Source organism: Haladaptatus sp. HS23 (assembly GCF_056892285.1).
On sequence record NZ_JBXGLH010000001.1, the window covers coordinates 870,979 to 887,965 of the forward strand.

Sequence of the window (16,987 nt, forward strand, 5' to 3'; positions counted from 1 at the left end):
AGAACTCAGTTCGAGACTGTGATTTTCTCTTCAGCGCCCAGCGCTTCCACGACCAGTTCGGCCACGTCCACGATTTCGATGTCGTCCTCGTAGCCGCCGGTCTTCCGGCCGTCCTCGTACATCGTCATGCACATCGGGCAGGCGACGACGAACTTCTCGACGCCGCTCGCGGCGTCGGTGTCTTCGAGGGCTTCGCGGATGCGCTCCTCGCTCGGTTTGGAGGTCTCCTCGAAATCCATCCAGAGGCCGCCGCCGCCGCCGCCACAGCAGAAGGAGTTGGCGCGGTTGCGCGGCATCTCGTCCAGCGTACAGCCGGTTCCTTTGACGATTTCGCGGGGGGCCTCGTACTCGTCGTTGTAGCGGCCGAGGTGGCACGGGTCGTGGTACGTGACGGTGTAGTCGAGTTCGGTGCCCGAGAGGCCCATGCGGCCGGACTGGAACAGTTCCTCCACGACCTGCGTGTAGTGGTAGACCGGGGAGTCGAAGTCCTCGTCCATCTCCGGGTACTCGTTTTTGAACGTGTTGTAGCTGTGCGGGTCGGTGCAGACGATTTTGTCGTAATCGCACTCCTCGAAGGCGGCCACGTTGTCCTCGACCAGCATCTCGTACAGGCCCTCCTCGCCGACGCGGCGCACGTCGTTGCCGTCGTTCCGTTCCTCTTCGTAGAGGATGCCGTAGGAGACGTCCGTCTCGTGGAAGATGGTCGCCAAAGAACGGGCGACGCGGCGGTTTCGCTCGTCGTAGGACGGATAGTCGCCGACGTACCAGAGGAACTCCACGTCCTCGTCGCGGGCGTCGGGAATCTCGAAATCGAGTTCCTCGGTCCACTCGGGACGGCGTCGCTCGGGGTCGCCGAACGCGTTGCCGTTCTGGAAGACGTTCATCATCGCGTCCTGCACGTTGACGTCCATCTGGCCGGATTCGGTCAGGCGACGGTTCATCTCCGTGAACGAGGTGAGGTGTTCGATTTCGACCGGACAGGCGTCCATGCAGGCCATGCAGGCCATACAGGACTCCATCGTCTCGCTGTCGATGACGCTGGAACCCCCATCCGCGATGATGGGTTTCTCGTCGGTCACACCGGCGTCCAGATTTTCGCGATACTGTTTCAGGTCGAGAATCACGTCGCGCGGGTCGAGCGGACGACCTGACGCCTTCGCGGGACAGACGGACGAACAGCGGCCGCACTTCGTACAGGCGTCCTGGTCGAGCAACTGTTTCCACGAGAAGTCGTCGATGGAACTCGCGCCGATTTCGTCGGGACTGGCGTCGGAGGGAACGCCCGGCAGGCGTTTACCCGCCTTTTCGTCGCGGGTGACGACGTTGGCGTACGACGACAGCATGTGGAACGGTTTGGCGTACGGAATCGCCGCGATAAAGACGAGCGCGACGAGGGCGTGTGCCCACCAGGTGACGGGATACCACGTCATCGCCATCTCGGGAGTGACGCCCGCCATCGAGAGCAGGTCCTTGACGAACCATCCGACGAAGCTCACCGTCTCGAAGTCCACGTTTCGGACCGTGCTGGTGCCGAGGATGCGCACGCCTTCGGTCAGGTAGCCGCCGACGCCGAGGAGGAACAGGGTCCAGATGAACAGGTCGTCCTCGCGGCCCGTGTGCTTGCCCCAGAGGCGCTCGTTGCGGACCCAGTAGCGCCGGTAGAGCGCCATCGAGACGCCGACGACGAACAGCAGTCCCATCGCGTCCATCACGAGCGAGTACGAGAGGTAGAAGTACCCGACGAAGAACGATTTCTCGCCGCCGAGGAAGTAGTGGGTGAACTTCCGGTAGCCGTCCATGTCGATGGCGAGAATCGTCGTCCCGATGAGCAAGGTGAGAAAGCCCCAGAGGATGAACGAGTGCATCAAGCCGCCGTACAAATCGCGGTTGAACTGCTTTTCGTTCGTGATGACGATTTTCGCCGCACGCGTCACCCGTCCCGGGAGGTCGTCCAACCGGTCGAACCAATCCGTTTCACCGTCGGTGTATCTCGCGAAGCGGTTGTAGACGCCGTAGACGAAAAAGAGGACGGTCACGATGGCGAGGAAGTAGAATATCGCCTCACCCATCAGACCGATCCTCCAGAACGTCGGGCGCGTCGGACCCGCCGCCTCCGCGAGCGCGAAGATTGCCATGTTTTATCAGGAGGAGACGACTTGCTTAAATCTTGCCACCCACCTCACCCGCCGCCGTCGTGCGAGAATGAAAAATCGGTTTGTAGTTTACACGAGCGTCCAACCGAGAAGAGCCGCGACCAAAATCACGGCGAGAACGTCCGCGCTCGAAACCGCAAGACGAGGGAGGGTCGGGTTCCACGCGAAACAGCGGGCGCGGAGCGCGAGCGAGAACGTGTCGGCGCGGTCGAACGCCCGCGACAGTCCCGCCGCGCCGACTACCTCCATCCGGTCGGTGAGCGGACGCTCGTCGCCGAGACGGGCGGCCATGGCGTTCCGAATCGCACGTAAATCGGCCTGCAGAACCGGAAGAAAGCGGAAGACGAAGGCGACGCCCATGCCTAAGAACTGACCGACTCGCCCGGGGACGAGCCATTGAATCGCCGCGCGCGACTCCCGAACCGGCGTCGTTCGGACGTAGGCCGCGCTGACACAGAGAACGAGGAGGACGCGATAGCTCGCCAACGCGGGTGCGAGGGCGTCCACCGGAACCACCCACGGCGGACCGAGCGTGAACGCGGCGAAGGCGGGACCGCCGACGAGGAAGGGAAACAGATACTTGAACTCACGGAGCACCCAGAGCGGCGACGTGGCCGCCCCCACGAGAGCCACGGCGACGACCAACGTCAACAAGGCGAGTCCAACGGGAGTCGTCTTCGCGAGCGCGACGGCCGCGAAGACCGCCTGAAACAGGAGTTTCACGCGCGGGTCGAGTCGTTCGACGAACGCTCCCTGCGAGCGGTAGGCCAGCGTCATGGCGTCTCGATTCCGAGGCGTACGAGTTCGGATGCCGTTTCCCCCGGAGACCCATCGACCACGATTTCTCCGTCACGAAGCGCGATTGTCCGGTCAGCGAGCGACCAGACGTCCCGCAAGTCGTGGGTCACGACGATGATGCCGGTTCCCTCCTGCGAGAGCGTTTCGAGGTGTGACACCACCGACTCCCGGGCCGGGCCGTCCAGTCCGGTGAACGGTTCGTCGAGTACGAGATGGTCGGGTTCCATCGCTAGCGCCCCCGCGATGGCGACGCGCTGGCACTCCCCGCCCGAGAGCGTGTCGATGCGGGCGTCGCGGCGATTCGCCATTCCGACCGCGGACAGCGACGTTTCGACGCGACGGTCGATTTCGTCCCGGGGAAGCCCGAGGTTCTCCGGGCCGAACGCCACGTCCGCACCGACAGTCGCGGAGACGAAGGTGTCTCGCGGGTGTTGAAATACCATTCCGACGCGGGTCCGTGCGGTCACGAGGTCGTCTTCGACCGGCGTTTCGTCGACCAACACGGTCCCTTCGTCGGGCGTGAGGAGGCCGTTGAAATGCCGGACGAGCGTCGTCTTCCCGCTCCCGTTCGGCCCGGAAATCACGACGAACTCCCCGTCCGGAATCGTAATCGAGATGCCGCCGAGCGCCGCCGCGTCACCGAACCGGTGGACGAGGTTTCGCGTCGTTATCATTCCGCCGTGACGCGGTCACTCCGGACGATGCCGACCGCGGCGGCGATTTTGAACGCCTCGAAGGGGATGAACGCCACCGCCGAGAGGGTGAACGCCTCGGCGAGCGCGTAGTTGCCGAAGTAGGAGAACCCGACGGTCCCGAAGGCGTAGATGATGGCCGTTCCGACGACCATTCCGCCGACGAGGCGGAAAACGCCGGCCCGTTTCGGGTCGTGGAGCGTCAGTCCGTCGTGGACGATAGCGCCGATGGCGAACACGGCGAAGGGGTACGAGAGGAGGTACCCACTGGTGAGGCCACCCACGACATCGACCAATCCGGCGGAGCCACCGGCGAAGACCGGTGCGCCGACAGCACCCGCGACGAGATAGAGGACGAGCGACGCGGACCCCCAGAGCGGTCCGAGGAAGATACCCGCGAGGAAGACGCCGAGTACTTGAAGCGTGACCGGAATCGCCGGAGCGAGCGGATTCGGGAACGAGACCTGTGCGAACGCGCCGACGATGGCGGCGAACAGCGCTGTTCGCGCGATGTTCCCGACGGTTTGCTCGCCGACCAGTTCGACCGACCCAGTTTCGGTGGACATGAAATAGGGTCGCTCGTCAACCGCCATGATAACTTCGGTTGACGGCGCTGCTTGTTTCAGCCAACGGAACGAAACTTCACGCGCTGCCCAACAGGTTTTTATATGTACCGAGCATCAGGTACGCGCTATGAATAAGAAGACCGAGGAGCTCCGTGACATGTTCCTCGATATGACGGACGAAGAGGCAGTCACAGAAAGACAGGAGGAAACGCACGGGTCACTCGGCACGGAGGAGAAAGTCGAAGAGCAGTTGCTCGGCGTCGTGGCCGAGATGCGCGAGCGTTACGGGTTCGACACGAGGCTCAGCGACGAGGAATTGACGACGGTCGTGCGCGGGTTCTACGCCGGAGACGAGGACATCGAAACCGCCGGCGAGCTCGGGGACAAATCCCTCGAAGAAACCGTCAGCAGTGCCCGAATCGACCTCCACCTCTTCCGGATGTCGGACACCGAAGCGCCGTTCGAAATCGAGGCGCTTCGAACGCTCGTCAGAAGGGACGCGACGACGGCCGACTGCGCCAAGGAACTCGGTGTGGAGGAGGCGACCGTTCGGCGCTACAGGCGTGTTATCGAAGCGAAGGCCGAAGCACGGGCGGTGAATCAGCAATACGTCAACGAGTTCGAGAACATCCTACAGGACCGAGAGATATCCGATAGGATGACAAGTGATATCCAACAGGACGGGTTGGACGACGCCACCGACGGGATGGAGACGAACGTTTCCTTTTAAACTGATCGTATTTCATCCGTCGTCGGACGGTCAGAGAGATTCGAAGACGAACCGCTAGGCTGCGCTATGACTCGTCGATAGCAACTCACCACTCGGTGAGGCGCTGCGTGGAATCGTGCCAGTATAGGAACGTCGTGCCGACGAGCGAGAACACGAGCCAGCAGACGATTATTATATAAATTCCCTTCATGACATTGAATGACGATGGCGCGCTATTAACAGTTCTCATTCACGGTTCGGCGTTCAACGCTCGATTACCGCCGGAAAGTAAAATCGCTACTCCTGCTTCGGGAGTTTCGTCAGTGTAATGGAGTCGGACGTGGCGTGGACGACGACGTCGTCATCGACGTCCATGTTGACGAGGTCCATGACGTCCGGCGGAATAGTGACGACAACCGACCCCCCCGGATTTTCGGAGCGTTCGGATACCAAGCGGATGTGCTCTCTCTTCCTGTTCGTCGTCGTCTAGGAAGCGTAAATGTGGAATGTTCACCATCGATTCACCTCCCCTCGGGATAGACGCCTTATCGGCAAAAGTACGACGTTCGTTTACGAAATCGTACTTTGTCAGGGAAAAGTAACCGGACGAGTACCGAGTCAGAAAGAATCCAATTTCTAGAACGGACGACGGCGATAAGTGAAAACATCACCTTCGTCTACTCGGGGGAAACAGTATGGCAACAACGGAACGAATAGTTGAGCGTGAGGAAACCTACACCCCACGAACGTACAAAGCGGGTGGCTTCCTGCTGATGTTAGCAGGGGTCATCGGTGCCATCGTCGGCCTCGGACTGCTCATCACTGGCGCTGGCGTACCACTCCTCGGTTTGGGTGGTCTCGCCGCCGGAGTCGCCGGCGGTGTCATCCTCGTGTTCTCGGTTATCGAGTTCGCGGGCGGCGCGTCGGCGTTCAGAGGTCGTAACTGGTACGGAAGTATGACCGCAGGCGTGCTCGGGTTGGTAACGTTCTTCACGTTGCCCCTCGACCTCATCGGCACGTTCCTCATCGCGCTCGGTGAAGGACAGTTCGACCACGCGGAAGAAGAGAGGGTGGAAGAAGAAGTCACGCCCGTCGAGTAATTCGACCCGCCATCCGACCGTACGAGGTCATTTTTATACGGAACGAAACCCGACGAGCGACCGTTATTCCGCGCCGGATTCGACGCTCTTTTCCACCGTATTCGGTTCCGTCTCCTCGTCCAATCGGGTGAGTCTGGCTTTCATGATACGAGTGTTTTCGACCTGTTCGACGTGGAGTCGAACCCCCTCGTAGTCGATGTCTTCACCCTCTTCCACTAATCTGCCCGCACGGTTGAAGATGAACCCGGCGATGGTTTCGAACTCCTCACCCTCGGGGAGTTCGATATCCATGGCCTCGTTCACTTCGTCGATGTTGACCTCGCCGCGAACGATGACGGTGTCCTCGTCGATGCGCTCTATGGGCTCTTCCTCCTCGCCGTCGAGGATTTCGCCGACGATCTCCTCGACCATGTCTTCCATCGTGACGAGGCCTTCCGTCGTCCCGAACTCGTCGATGACGATGACCATCTGCATCCGGTTTTCCCGCATTTCGGTCAGCAGTTCGTCCACGTTCTTGCTCTCGGGGACGTGAAGCGTCGGCTGAATCAGGTTGCTCAGTTTCAACCCGTCCGGCATCGTCTCGCCGTAGTTCTTCTCGCGCACGAGGTCACGCACCGTGACGATGCCGATGACGTTGTCCAAGCTCCCCTCGTAGACGGGAACGCGCTCGTGGCCCGACTGGACGAGGGTTTCGATGGCCTCGTCGATGCTCGAATCCTGCGGAACGGCGGTCATGTCGAGGCGAGGCGTCATGACTTCCTTGGCGATGGTGTTGTTGAACCGGAAGATACGCTGGAGCATCTCGCGTTCGTCCTCCTCGATGACGCCCTCGCGCTCGCCGGTCTGAATCATGTCCTGAATCTCGTCGCGGGTGACGTACGAGGTTTCGATGGCGGACCGACCGCCGGTCACGCGGTTGACCACTCGCGTCAAGTAGTCGAACGTAACGACCAGCGGCAGGAGGAGGTATTCGGAGTACTTGAGCGGTTTTGCGATTTTGAGTGCCCACGACTCCGTGTTCTCGACTGCGTACGATTTCGGCGCGCTCTCACCGAAGAGGAGTACGAGCGACGTGATACCGAACGTCGAGATGAGGACCGCGGCACCGGGATTGTCGAAGTAGATGCCGACGAGTGCCGTGGCGATGGACGACATGGCGATGTTGACGATGTTGTTCCCGACGAGAATCGTGATGAGCAACCGGTGCGGGTCGTTTTTGAGTGACGCGACAGTGTCCGCACCCGACACATCGTCTTCCACCAGCGCTTCGACTCGGTGTTGGGCGAGCGAGAACATCGCGAGTTCCGAGGAAGAGAAGAACGCCGACAGCATTATCAGGAGGACGATGATAATGATGCCACCCCACAGAATGACCGAATCGGAGAGTTGGAAGCCGAACACTCTACCGGGGGGAGCAGTCTGTGCGAGAATAGCCAACATCGTAGAGAGTGTCATTCGATAACCTATCTTGACCATCAACAGGATTAACTCTTTATTCTTTTGCTGTTCCGGATTTGGGGTGAAACTACCGAGAGCGAAGCCCTTACAGGAGTTTCACCCTAAATACCGAGCATGAGTACCGAGACGACAGACCCGGCCATCACGCTGTATCGACTGCAGGCGTGTCCGTACTGCGAACGCGTGGTTCGAGAACTACAGAAGTACGACATTCCCTACCAGTCGCGGTTCATCGAACCGATGCACTCGGACCGAAACGTCGTCAAGCGTATCAGCGGCAAGCGAACCGTCCCGGCCATCGTGGACGAGAACACGGGCGTGACGATGAGCGAGAGCGCGAACATCGTCGAGTACATCGAGAACACCTACGGAGGGGCGGAATAATGGTGGACTTCGACGTGGTGGAACTCGGCGCGGCGGACTACCCGGACGTCGGCGAGACGGCACCGGACTTCACGCGCCCACTCGTCGATGCCGAACTCTGGGAGAACGTCTCCCTGTCCGACATCACGGACGGCGGCAAGACGCTCCTCGTCTTCTACAGCATGGACGGCGCGTTCCCCGCGACGTACGTGTGGAACGAACTGCGTGACCGCGCGTGGGACGACGAGTACGACGTGCAGATAGTCGGTCTGTCGATTTCGACGCCGTACGAACACAAGACCCTCATTCAGGAGCGGGGCATGGAGTATCCCCTGTTCAGCGACCCCGCGAACGACGTCGCCGAGGCGTACGGCATCGAGAACGATTTGGACGGAATGGAGGGCATCAGCGAACCGCGACCGGCGATGTTCCTGCTGGGCGAAGACCGAACGGTCGAATACGCGTGGGTCGCGGCCGAGTGGCCCGACTTCCCGGACTACGACGAAGTGGAACAGGCTATACGGGGCTAGACGGCAGAGGAGGACGCGACGCTTTTTTCGTGTGGGCCACAACTCACGGTATGGACGATACGAGCGACGGAACCGACGCGACCGAAACGGAACTCGACCGAGCGGCGACGGCGATTCGTAGGGGCGAACTCGTCGTCTATCCGACCGAGACGGTGTACGGTCTCGGTGCCGACGCGTTGAAGTCGGCGGCGATAGAGCGGGCGTTCGACGCGAAACACAGGGCGCGCGACAAACCGGTGTCGCTCGCGGTTCCCGACGTGGAAACCGCGAAAAGCTACGTTCGACCGACGAAGCGTGAACTGGCGTTCATGGAGGCGTTCCTCCCCGGACCGGTGACGGTCCTCTGTGAGAAGCGCGACGTCGTCCCCGACGTGCTCACCGGCGGGCGCTCGCACGTGGGCGTTCGGATTCCGGACCACTCGCTCGCGTTGGACCTCCTCGAACGGGTCTCACCCATCACCAGCACGAGCGCCAACGTGAGCGGACGGGCGAGTGCGACCCGCACCGAGGAACTCGACGCGGAGATTCGGGACGCCGCGGCGTTCGTCCTCGACGGCGGCGAAACCGGGGGCACCGGAAGCACCGTCGTGAACGTAGAGCAGGGCGAAATCATCCGTCGGGGTGAGAACGCGGACGAAATCGAGGCGTGGCTAGCCGCCGAAGAGTGACCGCAGCGTTCGGGTTTTGACCCCGCACTCTGCGCGAAACTCGCAGGCGTCACATTTCGAGCGGTTGTTCAACCGCGGCGGCGGACCGTCGAGCGCCCGGGCGGTTCGAAGGACGCGGCGATAGGTCGCCTTCCGGCGGGTCGAAAGGCGAAGTTTTCGAACGACACCGTGGGCAGGATACTCCACGAAGGCGTGTTCGACCGACCGCTCGTGTTCCCACGAGAGCGCCTTCGCTGCGGCAACCGCTCGCACGCTTTGTGGTTCCCAAACGCCCGTCTCGGGTGGTGTTCCGGTGAAGACCATCGACGGTAGCGGGGGGTCGCCGTCGAGGACTTTGTGGACGATTCCCCGGCAGTCCTTTCCCTCGACCAGCGTATCGCGTGTCTCGGGCGAGCGGAGACGGTCCCACGCGTCCAACTCGGTGGCGCGTTTCAGATTCGCCCGGAACCGGGCGGGGGGGACTTCCAACGGAAGGTCCGCGAGTACGGAATCGGACGCGGCGAGGAGGCGGTCGTATTCGAACGCGAGTTGCCGCCGTTCGGCCACGAGGGGCGGGATTTCTATTTCGTTCCCTCGAAGATAGTAGAGTTTCCGGGGGCAGTACGCGGCGGTTTCGAGTTCGCTGAACGGGAGCTTCGTCACGATGGTTCTGGTCGCGGTTTGGTATATAAACCTCGGGTGAGGGAAAGGGGCAAGAGTCTGGACAGTCTCTGTCCGTTCATGAGCGATTTCGATAAGGAAGCGGAGCGGGAGAAACTCCGCCAGCAGTACGAAAACGAGAAGGAGGAGCGAAAATCGACACAGCGGATGAGCGAGCTGCTGTTGCAGGGCGCGACGATGACGGGGAAGCACTGTGACAACTGCGGCGACCCGATCTTCCGAATGAACGGAAACGAGTTCTGTCCGACCTGCCAAGGAGCGGGAGCGAACGCGGAGGCGGAAGCGACGGCGGAGCAGACGGGGAAGGAAGTGGACAGCGAACCCGAAACCACCGGCGAGGCGGCCGAAATACCGGTCGAATCGGGCGAAGAGGCCGAAACGGACGTACGAACGGAAGCGACGACGGAACGGGCGCGGTCGGAACGGACGGGGGAGCCCACGCGTGTACGGTCGTCGAACACGAACCCACCGCAGAGCGTGCCGCGTCAATCCCGGCGTGCACCGCCGAGTCAAGCGGAGGACCCGAGCCGGCGTGAGCGGGCACAGCAGCCGGAAACGCGGGCGTCGGGTGAAGTACGACAGGGTGGAACGGCGGGCGACCTCTCCGTCGCGCGGGAGTCGTTGGTTCGGAAACTGACGACGCTCGCACGGGAGGCCGAGGAGACGAACGACGTCACTCACTCGCGCGAACTGCTGGCCGCGACCCGGGAGGCGGCCGAGGCGCTTGCCGCACTCGACCGAGCGAACCGTTAAGCCGAAACCGGCCGACAGTCATCCCATGGACGTACTGGTCCCTATCGACGGCACCGAGGGCAGTTTTCGGGCGCTCACGTTCGCGGCGGAGTTCGCCCGGAAGTTCGACGCGGCGCTGCACGTCGTGCATTTTTCCGACGAAGCGACACCGGCGACCGACGAGATACTCGAACGTGCCCGTGAGGTGCTCGAATCGGCGGGTGTCGAGTCGAACCCGGAGCTATCGACCGACATGCAGTTGGAGTTTCGACCGGCGGAGCGAGTCGGGGAAAACATCCTCGAATTAGTGGAGGAAAACGATTACGACCACGTCATCATGAGTCATCGCGGATCGGGGACCATCGAACGGGCGATTCTCGGGAGCGCCGCCCAGGCGATCGTCCGCGCCGAAACGGTCCCGGTGACTATCGTTCCGTGACCGATTGACACTTCACCTCGGCGTCTCGCTTATTCGGCAGGTCGAACCAGTGCAGTGCGAAAGCGAAGTCCGGGTTGAAGTCCGTCGGGAACGCTCCCTCCGTCACGTCGTGTTGTGGTTCGCCGTACAGTTCCTGTTCGCTGGTCGATGGACCAGTCTCGTGCTGTGGCTTTCCGTACCGGTACTCGACTTTCCACTGTTCCTCGTCATCCTGCCTCGTGAGGCGGGGTAACATAGTTTACTCTCATCCGGGTAAACAGCAGGAGGGGATTTAACCTGGTTCGACCGTTCACCCCGTTTATGCGTCGTCATCGACGCCATACGAGCGGCAAACGGTGCAATATAGGCCGCGATGACTGAGGGTGTGCAAATAGATACCATACAGCACCCCCGTGTCCCGGTAAGCACTCCTTACGAGTCGTACTCGCTTCCGATGATCTCACGAATTCTGTCGGCGGTTATCTCGCCGACCCCCTCCGTCTCCATAAGGTCGCCTTTCGACGCGGTCATGACGGCCTGAACCGTTCCGAACTCGGAGAGCAACGCCCGAGCGGTGACCGGACCGATGTCCGCGATGGAGGCGACGACGTACTCCTGCTGTTCGGGGAGCGTCTTCGCGTGTTTGTCCCCGTGGACCGAGATTTCGCGTTCGGAGACCTCCTGTTCGCGTGTGGCGATGACTTCGAGCAGGTCGGTCGTGTCCTTTTCGTCCTCGGTTCTGAGAACGCTCGCGCCGAAATCGACCGCGAGGGACGAAATCGCCCCCCGAATCGCGTTCGGGTGGATGTTTCGCTCCTCGTAGAGGCCGTCGCCCTCGATGATGACGACCGGACGGGCGTAGTGTCGGTTGATATCGCCCACCTGCTCGAACATCGAACGGTCGCTTCCGACGAGCGTATCGAGGAAGTCGCTCACCGACTTCCGCTCGACCGCGACCCGGTCGCTCAACACGTAGTCACCGACCGCGAGCGTTTCGAGTCGGACGTCGACGCCCTCCCGAGCGGAGAGGTCGCGGGCGATGTTGGCGTCGAGTTCGCGCTGGTCGGCGACGATTTCGACGGCGTCGGAGTTGTCGCGTTTGCGCGCCGTCGCCACGACGCCGTCCGGTTCCGCCGCGTCGTCGTTCGTATCCTCGTCTTCGTCGTCCGCGTCGTCCGCCGCTTCCGTGTCGAACTCCTGTAGCCCGTGGCTCACCTCGCGTTTCGTCCCGCCGTCCGCATCGCCGAACGACCCGAGCGTCTGCTGTGAATCGTCGAGTTCCTCCTCGACTTCCTTCGCGACGCCCTTGAGTTTGCGTAGCTCTTCTTCCATCTCGTCCTCGCGGCGTTTGGAAATCCAAAAGTACGCCTCGTCGCGGGTGTCCTCGGCGAGGAGGACGACGACTTGTCCCCGTGCCTGCCGCCCGGTTCGACCCTTCCGCTGAATCGACCGCACCGCCGTCGGGACGGGTTCGTAGAACAACACCAAATCGACTTCGGGCACGTCCAACCCCTCCTCGGCGACGGACGTGGAGACGAGCACCTCGAACTCGCCCGCCCGGAACTTGTCGAGGGCTTCCTGCTGTTCCTTCTGGGTCATTCCGTCGCTGCCGTCCTTGTCCCCCTGTCCGACGAACCTCCGGGCGGTCAACTGATTCCCGAGTTCGTCGTTGAAGAAGTCCGTCAGGGTCTCGGCCGTGTCACGGGATTCGGTGAAGACGATGATACGCTCGCCGCCGTTCAGTCCCAAGGTTTCGGCGACGTAGGTCCTGACCTTCCGGAACTTCGGGTGCCTACCCTCGTACTGCACCGCCTTCCGCATCGCCTCCTGTACCTTCGGTTCCGAAACCATGCGTTGGCTCGCCTTCGACGCGCCGGACGAGCGGGCCGAGTTACGCTGGCGCTCGAAGTACCGCCGGAGGGATTCGACGCTCTGGGTTTCCGCGAGTTCGACCGCCCGACGGAGTTTCATCACCTCCGCGTGTGCGGACATTCCCTTGTACCCTTCCGACTGGTCGTTGTCGATGAGTTTCTGTAACTGCCCGCGGACCTTGTTCAGGTCCTTCTGCGAGACGTCCGGGCGCGTCGTGTTGATGACGCCGAGGCTCTTCAGGCGCTCCAACCGGTCCGAGATGACCTCGTTCAGCGCGTCCCGAATCTCGATGATTTCGTCGGGGAGTTGCACGCGAACCCACTCGACTTCGGTGTCGTGGGTGTACGTCGAGACGTCGCTGTCTTCCTCCGTCATCACTTCGACTTCGTGCAGTCCGAGGTTCTCACAGACCTCCAGAATCGATTCCTTGTCGCCGCCCGGCGACGCGCTCATTCCGGTGACGAGCGGGTCGTTCGCGTCCGCGTGGTAGCGCTCCGCGATGTAGTTGTATGCATAATCACCGGTCGCACGGTGACATTCGTCGAAGGTGACGTGCGTCACCGGTCCGAGGTCGATTCGCCCGCCCACGATATCGTTTTCCACGACCTGCGGCGTGGCGATGATGACCTTGGAGGACTCCCAGAGTTTCGAGCGTTCGGCGGGTCGAACCTCGCCGGTGAACACGACTATCTCCTCGTCCGGAATCGAGAGGGCTTCACGATAGAAGTCGGCGTGCTGGTTCACCAGCGGTTTCGTCGGCGCGAGAAGGAGCGATTTCCCGCCCACGTCGTCGAACCGTTCGGCCGTGACGAGCAGGCTGACCGTCGTCTTTCCCAGTCCGGTCGGGAGACAGACGAGCGTATGGTCGTTCCGTGCTGTTCCGGCGAGTTGAATCTGGTAGAGTCGCCGCTCGATGAACGAGGGCGAGAGATAGGGGTGTTCCACGTAGTTCGTTGCTGCGTCCGTGGTCGCCATTCGTCGTGAGTTTGGTCGTCATTCGGTTAAAGCGTTCGCGTCGTGGGGTGAAAGTGGAGCGTCGGGGACAAAAATCAGACCATCGGTGGCAGGTACCGCAACGCGACGAAGATGGCCACGGCGGCCCCGATGGGAATCGTGAGGTTGTCGTCGATGACGTAGCCCGCGATGACGGGTTTGACGCCGTCCGCGAGCGTCGCGGTGACTGCGCCGAGAACCGCGGCGGGCAGCGGCAGGCCGAGCACCGACGCGATGAGGACACAGACCGCGAACGTCACCAACAGGGTATGAACTGCCTTGATGCCGAGTTCCCCCGACCCGATGAGGCCGCTGATGGGGTCGGCGATGGTCAACATGAGCATCGCCGGGATGGCGATTCGCGGTTCGAACACCCACGCCGTCGCGGTCATGCCGAAGAAGTAGAGGGCGTACCCCGCGAGGTTGTCCTGTTCGTAACTCCGCGTGAGTTCGTCGTAAATCTGCCAGTCCAAGCCGACGAGCAGGCGAATGATTTCGAGGACGAGCGCAACCCCGGAACCGAGGAGGAGAATCCAGCGCAACTGCTCCCACTGTAACAAACCCAACAGGTACAGTGCCGGGAGTCCGGTCCCGCTGACGTGTACCAGTCTGCGCTTGACTTCACCCGACACGGTTACTGGTTCTGGAGCGGCGTACCCGCGAGGTCTTCGAACGCAGTGTCGCCGTCCTTGAGCGACGACAGCAGGTCCGGCAGGTCGGCGGCATCGACGCGGACCTGTTCGGTCGAATCGCGTTCGCGGAGCGTCACCGTGTCGTCTTCCACGCCTTCGTAATCGACGGTGACGCAGAACGGCGTGCCCACTTCGTCCTGTCGTCGGTATCGACGGCCGATGTTACCCGAGTCGTCGTAGGTCACGTCGAACCCGTTCGTCCGGAGTTCGGCCGCGATTTCGTGGGCTTTCTCGCCCATGCCGTCCTTGTCCATGAGCGGGAAGACGCCGACGGTCGTCGGCGCGATTTCGGAATCGAGCGCCAGTCGCGTCCGCGTCTCGCCCTCGATTTCGTCCGTCTCGTAGGCGTGGTCCAACACGGTGTAGAGTACCCGGCCGACACCGATGGACGGTTCGACGACGTGCGGCGTGATGTGCTCGCCCGACTCCTTTACCTCCTCGACGCTGAAACCCGTCTTTTCCACGGGGACGGTGTACGATTCGCCGTCGGCTTCGACCGTCACTTCGTCGCCGTCGAACGCGGTTCGGTCGCGTTCCGCGAGGGTCTGGAGCGCCTCGGCGATGTCGGCGGCCGCGCCGCCGAACTCGGGACCGAGATAGCTCATGTCGGGTTCGACCACCGCTCGTTCGACCACTTTCGGTTCGTCGTACTGCCGGAAGACGGTGAAGTCCTCGTCGGAGTGTTCGCCGTGGTTCGACAGGTCGTAATCGCTCCGGTAGGAGTAGCCCGAAATCTCTATCCAGTCGCCGTCGATTTCGGCTTCGGCGTCCCAACAGTCGCTCGCGTAGTGGGCGCGTTCGCCGGAGAGGTGTTGGCGGAAGCGGAAGCGCTCCATGTCCACGCCGATTCGTTCGTACCACTCCTGACCGACGCCGAGGTAGTAGGCGACCCAGTCGCTGCCGATGATTCCCTCGTCCACCGCCTCGCCGATGGTGGTGTGGAGATACTCGCCGTCCGCGTCGTTCTGTGCGGGGGCGGAGTACAGCGTCACCTCCACGTCCTCGACCAGATGGAGCGGCGGTTCGTCCGTCTCGGGGTCGATGAACTGTTCGAGTTCGGCCTGCGTGAACTCGCGGACGCGGATGATGGACCGCCGCGGACTGATTTCGTTCCGGTAGGCCGTACCGATTTGTGTGATACCGAACGGAAGCTGGTTGCGGGCGTACTCCTTGAGTCGCGGGAACTCCACGAAGATACCCTGTGCCGTCTCCGGGCGCAGGTAGCCGGGTTGGCCCGAACCCGGACCGATGTCCGTCGAGAACATGAGGTTGAAGTCCTCGACCGGTTCGCCCGCGAGCGGCGTGTCACAGTTCGGACAACGAAGGTCGTTGTCGGCGATGAGGTCGCCGACTTCGTCCAATGGAAGCGCTTCGGCGTCCTCGATGTCAGTGTTGTCCTCGATGAGGTGGTCTGCGCGGTGGCTTTCGCCACACTCGGGACACTCGACCAGCATGTCGTCGAAGCCGTCGAGGTGGCCGGACGCCTCGAAGACGGGTTCGGGCATCACCGTCGGCGCTTCTATCTCCCGGTGGCCCTCCTGTATCTGAAACCGGTCGCGCCACGAGTCCTCGATGTTCCGCTTCAGCGCGGCACCCTGCGGACCGTAGACGTAGAAGCCCGAGACGCCGCCGTAGGCTTCCGAGGACTGGAAGAAGAACCCTCGTCGTTTGGCCAGTTCGACCAAATCGGTCATTTGAGCGCCTCCAGCAGGTTCACGTCGCGCACGATGCCGACCAGCAGGTCGCCGCTGACGAGAGGAATCTGTTCGATATCGTTCGTCAACATCGTCTGTGCGACCTCGCGCGCGGTCTTGTTCTTCGAGACCGTCACCACGTTTTCCGTCATGAACTCGCTGACGGGGGCGGACGGAATCTGGACGTTCCGCGTGGGGATGTAGCTGTTTCCGACCGATTTGATTCCCTCCCACATCCACGCGTCGTCCTCGTTCGCGATACTGCCCCCGGTGTCGTCCTCGCCTTCGACGACCTGCGCGACTTCGATGATATCGACCTCCGTGAGGATACCCGTCATCTCACCATCGTCGCCGAGCGTGATGGCGTAGGGGACGTTCGCGTAGTAGATTTCGCGTTCGGCGACGGTCAGCGGCGTCTCGGCGTAACACGTGTTCACGTCGGGACTCGCGAGTTCGCCGACCTTCGTATCGCCGTCGGCTTCGTCCTCGGCGATGGCGCGAACCACGTCCGTCACCGTGACGATCCCTTCGAGTTCACCGTCCACGACTGGGACGCGGCGGATTCGTTCGTCCAGCATCAGGGCGGCGACGTCCTCGATGGAGGTATCCTGCGTCGTCGTCGCCACGTCCCGCATGAGCATGGCGAGTTGGTCCTCGTCGGGGTGTTCGATGAGGTCATCGCGCGAGATGAGACCGCGATACTGCTCGCCGTCGTCGGTCTGTTTGACGACCGGCACGGAGGAGAACGAGCGTTCCTGCAAGTATTCGAGCACGTCGTCGCGCGTGCCCGGAAGCTCGACAGTAACTACGTCTGACCGGGGTGTCATCGCTTCGGCAACGTTCATATCCGCGGGATACGGTTTCACCCTTCTTGTACCCTACGAACCAC

General features: G+C 62.0%; 19 protein-coding genes. 7 read left to right on the forward strand and 12 right to left on the reverse strand.

Annotated elements, in window-relative coordinates; translation table 11 throughout:
• Positions 1-5 precede the first annotated feature (5 nt).
• The 4 genes from AC1XDK_RS04785 to AC1XDK_RS04800 form a co-directional block, all read right to left on the reverse strand.
• Positions 6-2,135, reverse strand: a complete 2,130-nt coding sequence (locus AC1XDK_RS04785) for a heterodisulfide reductase-related iron-sulfur binding cluster (RefSeq protein ID WP_483348620.1) — start codon at positions 2,133-2,135, stop codon at positions 6-8.
• An 87-nt stretch (positions 2,136-2,222) separates the two neighbouring features.
• Positions 2,223-2,930: an energy-coupling factor transporter transmembrane component T family protein gene (locus AC1XDK_RS04790; protein ID WP_483348621.1), complete on the reverse strand. Its 708-nt coding sequence runs from the start codon at positions 2,928-2,930 to the stop codon at positions 2,223-2,225.
• Positions 2,927-3,625: an energy-coupling factor ABC transporter ATP-binding protein gene (locus tag AC1XDK_RS04795; RefSeq protein WP_483348622.1), complete on the reverse strand. Its 699-nt coding sequence runs from the start codon at positions 3,623-3,625 to the stop codon at positions 2,927-2,929. The genes AC1XDK_RS04790 and AC1XDK_RS04795 overlap by 4 nt, the downstream gene beginning before the upstream one ends.
• A complete protein-coding gene (locus AC1XDK_RS04800; RefSeq protein ID WP_483348623.1) occupies positions 3,622-4,209 on the reverse strand; it encodes a biotin transporter BioY in 588 nt (195 codons plus the stop codon). The genes AC1XDK_RS04795 and AC1XDK_RS04800 overlap by 4 nt, the downstream gene beginning before the upstream one ends.
• 127 nt (positions 4,210-4,336) lie before the next feature.
• Here AC1XDK_RS04800 and AC1XDK_RS04805 point away from each other — a divergent pair, with 127 nt between their 5' ends.
• Positions 4,337-4,939: a conditioned medium-induced protein 4 gene (locus AC1XDK_RS04805; protein WP_483348624.1), complete on the forward strand. Its 603-nt coding sequence runs from the start codon at positions 4,337-4,339 to the stop codon at positions 4,937-4,939.
• Between the two features lie 276 nt (positions 4,940-5,215).
• Here the strand turns inward: AC1XDK_RS04805 and AC1XDK_RS04810 are convergent, their stop codons facing one another.
• A complete protein-coding gene (locus AC1XDK_RS04810; protein ID WP_483348625.1) occupies positions 5,216-5,371 on the reverse strand; it encodes a hypothetical protein in 156 nt (51 codons plus the stop codon).
• Positions 5,372-5,613: 242 nt separating this feature from the next.
• On the opposite strand from AC1XDK_RS04810, the gene AC1XDK_RS04815 reads away from it, so the two are divergent.
• Positions 5,614-6,018: a hypothetical protein gene (locus AC1XDK_RS04815; RefSeq protein WP_483348627.1), complete on the forward strand. Its 405-nt coding sequence runs from the start codon at positions 5,614-5,616 to the stop codon at positions 6,016-6,018.
• Between the two features lie 63 nt (positions 6,019-6,081).
• Here the strand turns inward: AC1XDK_RS04815 and AC1XDK_RS04820 are convergent, their stop codons facing one another.
• The gene (locus tag AC1XDK_RS04820) at positions 6,082-7,473 is read right to left on the reverse strand and encodes a hemolysin family protein (protein WP_483348628.1); all 1,392 of its coding nucleotides are present in this window, start codon (positions 7,471-7,473) and stop codon (positions 6,082-6,084) included.
• Between the two features lie 117 nt (positions 7,474-7,590).
• Between AC1XDK_RS04820 and AC1XDK_RS04825 the strand changes: the two genes are divergently transcribed.
• From AC1XDK_RS04825 to AC1XDK_RS04835, 3 genes are read left to right on the forward strand one after another with little or no spacing between them, the layout of a single operon-like run.
• Positions 7,591-7,860 carry a glutaredoxin family protein gene (locus tag AC1XDK_RS04825; RefSeq protein ID WP_483348629.1) on the forward strand — a complete coding sequence of 90 codons (270 nt, stop codon included), beginning with the start codon at positions 7,591-7,593 and terminating at the stop codon, positions 7,858-7,860.
• Complete coding sequence (locus AC1XDK_RS04830; protein ID WP_483348630.1) at positions 7,860-8,369, forward strand: peroxiredoxin family protein; 510 nt, start codon at positions 7,860-7,862, stop codon at positions 8,367-8,369. Before AC1XDK_RS04825 ends, AC1XDK_RS04830 begins: the two co-directional genes overlap by 1 nt.
• A 50-nt stretch (positions 8,370-8,419) precedes the next feature.
• Positions 8,420-9,037 (forward strand): L-threonylcarbamoyladenylate synthase, encoded by a 618-nt coding sequence (locus AC1XDK_RS04835; protein WP_483348631.1) that lies wholly within the window; start codon positions 8,420-8,422, stop codon positions 9,035-9,037.
• Here the strand turns inward: AC1XDK_RS04835 and AC1XDK_RS04840 are convergent.
• Positions 9,020-9,679 carry a CRISPR-associated protein Cas4 gene (locus AC1XDK_RS04840; protein ID WP_483348632.1) on the reverse strand — a complete coding sequence of 220 codons (660 nt, stop codon included), beginning with the start codon at positions 9,677-9,679 and terminating at the stop codon, positions 9,020-9,022. The genes AC1XDK_RS04835 and AC1XDK_RS04840 overlap by 18 nt on opposite strands.
• 78 nt (positions 9,680-9,757) lie before the next feature.
• Between AC1XDK_RS04840 and AC1XDK_RS04845 the strand changes: the two genes are divergently transcribed.
• Both AC1XDK_RS04845 and AC1XDK_RS04850 read left to right on the forward strand, forming a co-directional pair.
• Entirely contained in the window at positions 9,758-10,450 is a 693-nt protein-coding gene (locus tag AC1XDK_RS04845; protein WP_483348633.1) for an Sjogren's syndrome/scleroderma autoantigen 1 family protein, read from the forward strand.
• A 25-nt stretch (positions 10,451-10,475) separates the two neighbouring features.
• Positions 10,476-10,868, forward strand: a complete 393-nt coding sequence (locus AC1XDK_RS04850) for a universal stress protein (RefSeq protein WP_483348635.1) — start codon at positions 10,476-10,478, stop codon at positions 10,866-10,868.
• Here the strand turns inward: AC1XDK_RS04850 and AC1XDK_RS04855 are convergent.
• The 5 genes from AC1XDK_RS04855 to AC1XDK_RS04875 form a co-directional block, all read right to left on the reverse strand.
• Positions 10,855-11,103 (reverse strand): hypothetical protein, encoded by a 249-nt coding sequence (locus AC1XDK_RS04855; RefSeq protein WP_483348636.1) that lies wholly within the window; start codon positions 11,101-11,103, stop codon positions 10,855-10,857. The two genes, AC1XDK_RS04850 and AC1XDK_RS04855, sit on opposite strands and share 14 nt — an antisense overlap.
• Positions 11,104-11,279: 176 nt before the next feature.
• Positions 11,280-13,694: a DEAD/DEAH box helicase gene (locus AC1XDK_RS04860; RefSeq protein ID WP_483348637.1), complete on the reverse strand. Its 2,415-nt coding sequence runs from the start codon at positions 13,692-13,694 to the stop codon at positions 11,280-11,282.
• Positions 13,695-13,768: 74 nt separating this feature from the next.
• Positions 13,769-14,344, reverse strand: coding sequence for a dolichol kinase (locus AC1XDK_RS04865; protein WP_483348638.1), 576 nt, complete (start codon positions 14,342-14,344; stop codon positions 13,769-13,771).
• A gap of 2 nt (positions 14,345-14,346) precedes the next feature.
• Complete coding sequence (glyS, locus tag AC1XDK_RS04870) at positions 14,347-16,098, reverse strand: glycine--tRNA ligase (RefSeq protein WP_483348639.1); 1,752 nt, start codon at positions 16,096-16,098, stop codon at positions 14,347-14,349.
• Positions 16,095-16,943: a CBS domain-containing protein gene (locus tag AC1XDK_RS04875; protein WP_483348640.1), complete on the reverse strand. Its 849-nt coding sequence runs from the start codon at positions 16,941-16,943 to the stop codon at positions 16,095-16,097. Before AC1XDK_RS04875 ends, glyS begins: the two co-directional genes overlap by 4 nt.
• Between the last annotated feature and the right edge of the window lie 44 nt (positions 16,944-16,987).

Bases quoted from the DNA above. Each gene is read 5' to 3' on its own strand.
- AC1XDK_RS04785 (WP_483348620.1), bottom strand. From the start codon at position 2,135: ATGGCAATCTTCGCGCTCGCGGAGGCGGCGGGTCCGACGCGCCCGACG.
- AC1XDK_RS04790 (WP_483348621.1), bottom strand. From the start codon at position 2,930: ATGACGCTGGCCTACCGCTCGCAGGGAGCGTTCGTCGAACGACTCGAC.
- AC1XDK_RS04795 (WP_483348622.1), bottom strand. From the start codon at position 3,625: ATGATAACGACGCGAAACCTCGTCCACCGGTTCGGTGACGCGGCGGCG.
- AC1XDK_RS04800 (WP_483348623.1), bottom strand. From the start codon at position 4,209: ATGTCCACCGAAACTGGGTCGGTCGAACTGGTCGGCGAGCAAACCGTC.
- AC1XDK_RS04805 (WP_483348624.1), top strand. From the start codon at position 4,337: ATGAATAAGAAGACCGAGGAGCTCCGTGACATGTTCCTCGATATGACG.
- AC1XDK_RS04815 (WP_483348627.1), top strand. From the start codon at position 5,614: ATGGCAACAACGGAACGAATAGTTGAGCGTGAGGAAACCTACACCCCA.
- AC1XDK_RS04820 (WP_483348628.1), bottom strand. From the start codon at position 7,473: ATGACACTCTCTACGATGTTGGCTATTCTCGCACAGACTGCTCCCCCC.
- AC1XDK_RS04825 (WP_483348629.1), top strand. From the start codon at position 7,591: ATGAGTACCGAGACGACAGACCCGGCCATCACGCTGTATCGACTGCAG.
- AC1XDK_RS04830 (WP_483348630.1), top strand. From the start codon at position 7,860: ATGGTGGACTTCGACGTGGTGGAACTCGGCGCGGCGGACTACCCGGAC.
- AC1XDK_RS04835 (WP_483348631.1), top strand. From the start codon at position 8,420: ATGGACGATACGAGCGACGGAACCGACGCGACCGAAACGGAACTCGAC.
- AC1XDK_RS04845 (WP_483348633.1), top strand. From the start codon at position 9,758: ATGAGCGATTTCGATAAGGAAGCGGAGCGGGAGAAACTCCGCCAGCAG.
- AC1XDK_RS04850 (WP_483348635.1), top strand. From the start codon at position 10,476: ATGGACGTACTGGTCCCTATCGACGGCACCGAGGGCAGTTTTCGGGCG.
- AC1XDK_RS04855 (WP_483348636.1), bottom strand. From the start codon at position 11,103: ATGTTACCCCGCCTCACGAGGCAGGATGACGAGGAACAGTGGAAAGTC.
- AC1XDK_RS04860 (WP_483348637.1), bottom strand. From the start codon at position 13,694: ATGGCGACCACGGACGCAGCAACGAACTACGTGGAACACCCCTATCTC.
- glyS (WP_483348639.1), bottom strand. From the start codon at position 16,098: ATGACCGATTTGGTCGAACTGGCCAAACGACGAGGGTTCTTCTTCCAG.
- AC1XDK_RS04875 (WP_483348640.1), bottom strand. From the start codon at position 16,943: ATGAACGTTGCCGAAGCGATGACACCCCGGTCAGACGTAGTTACTGTC.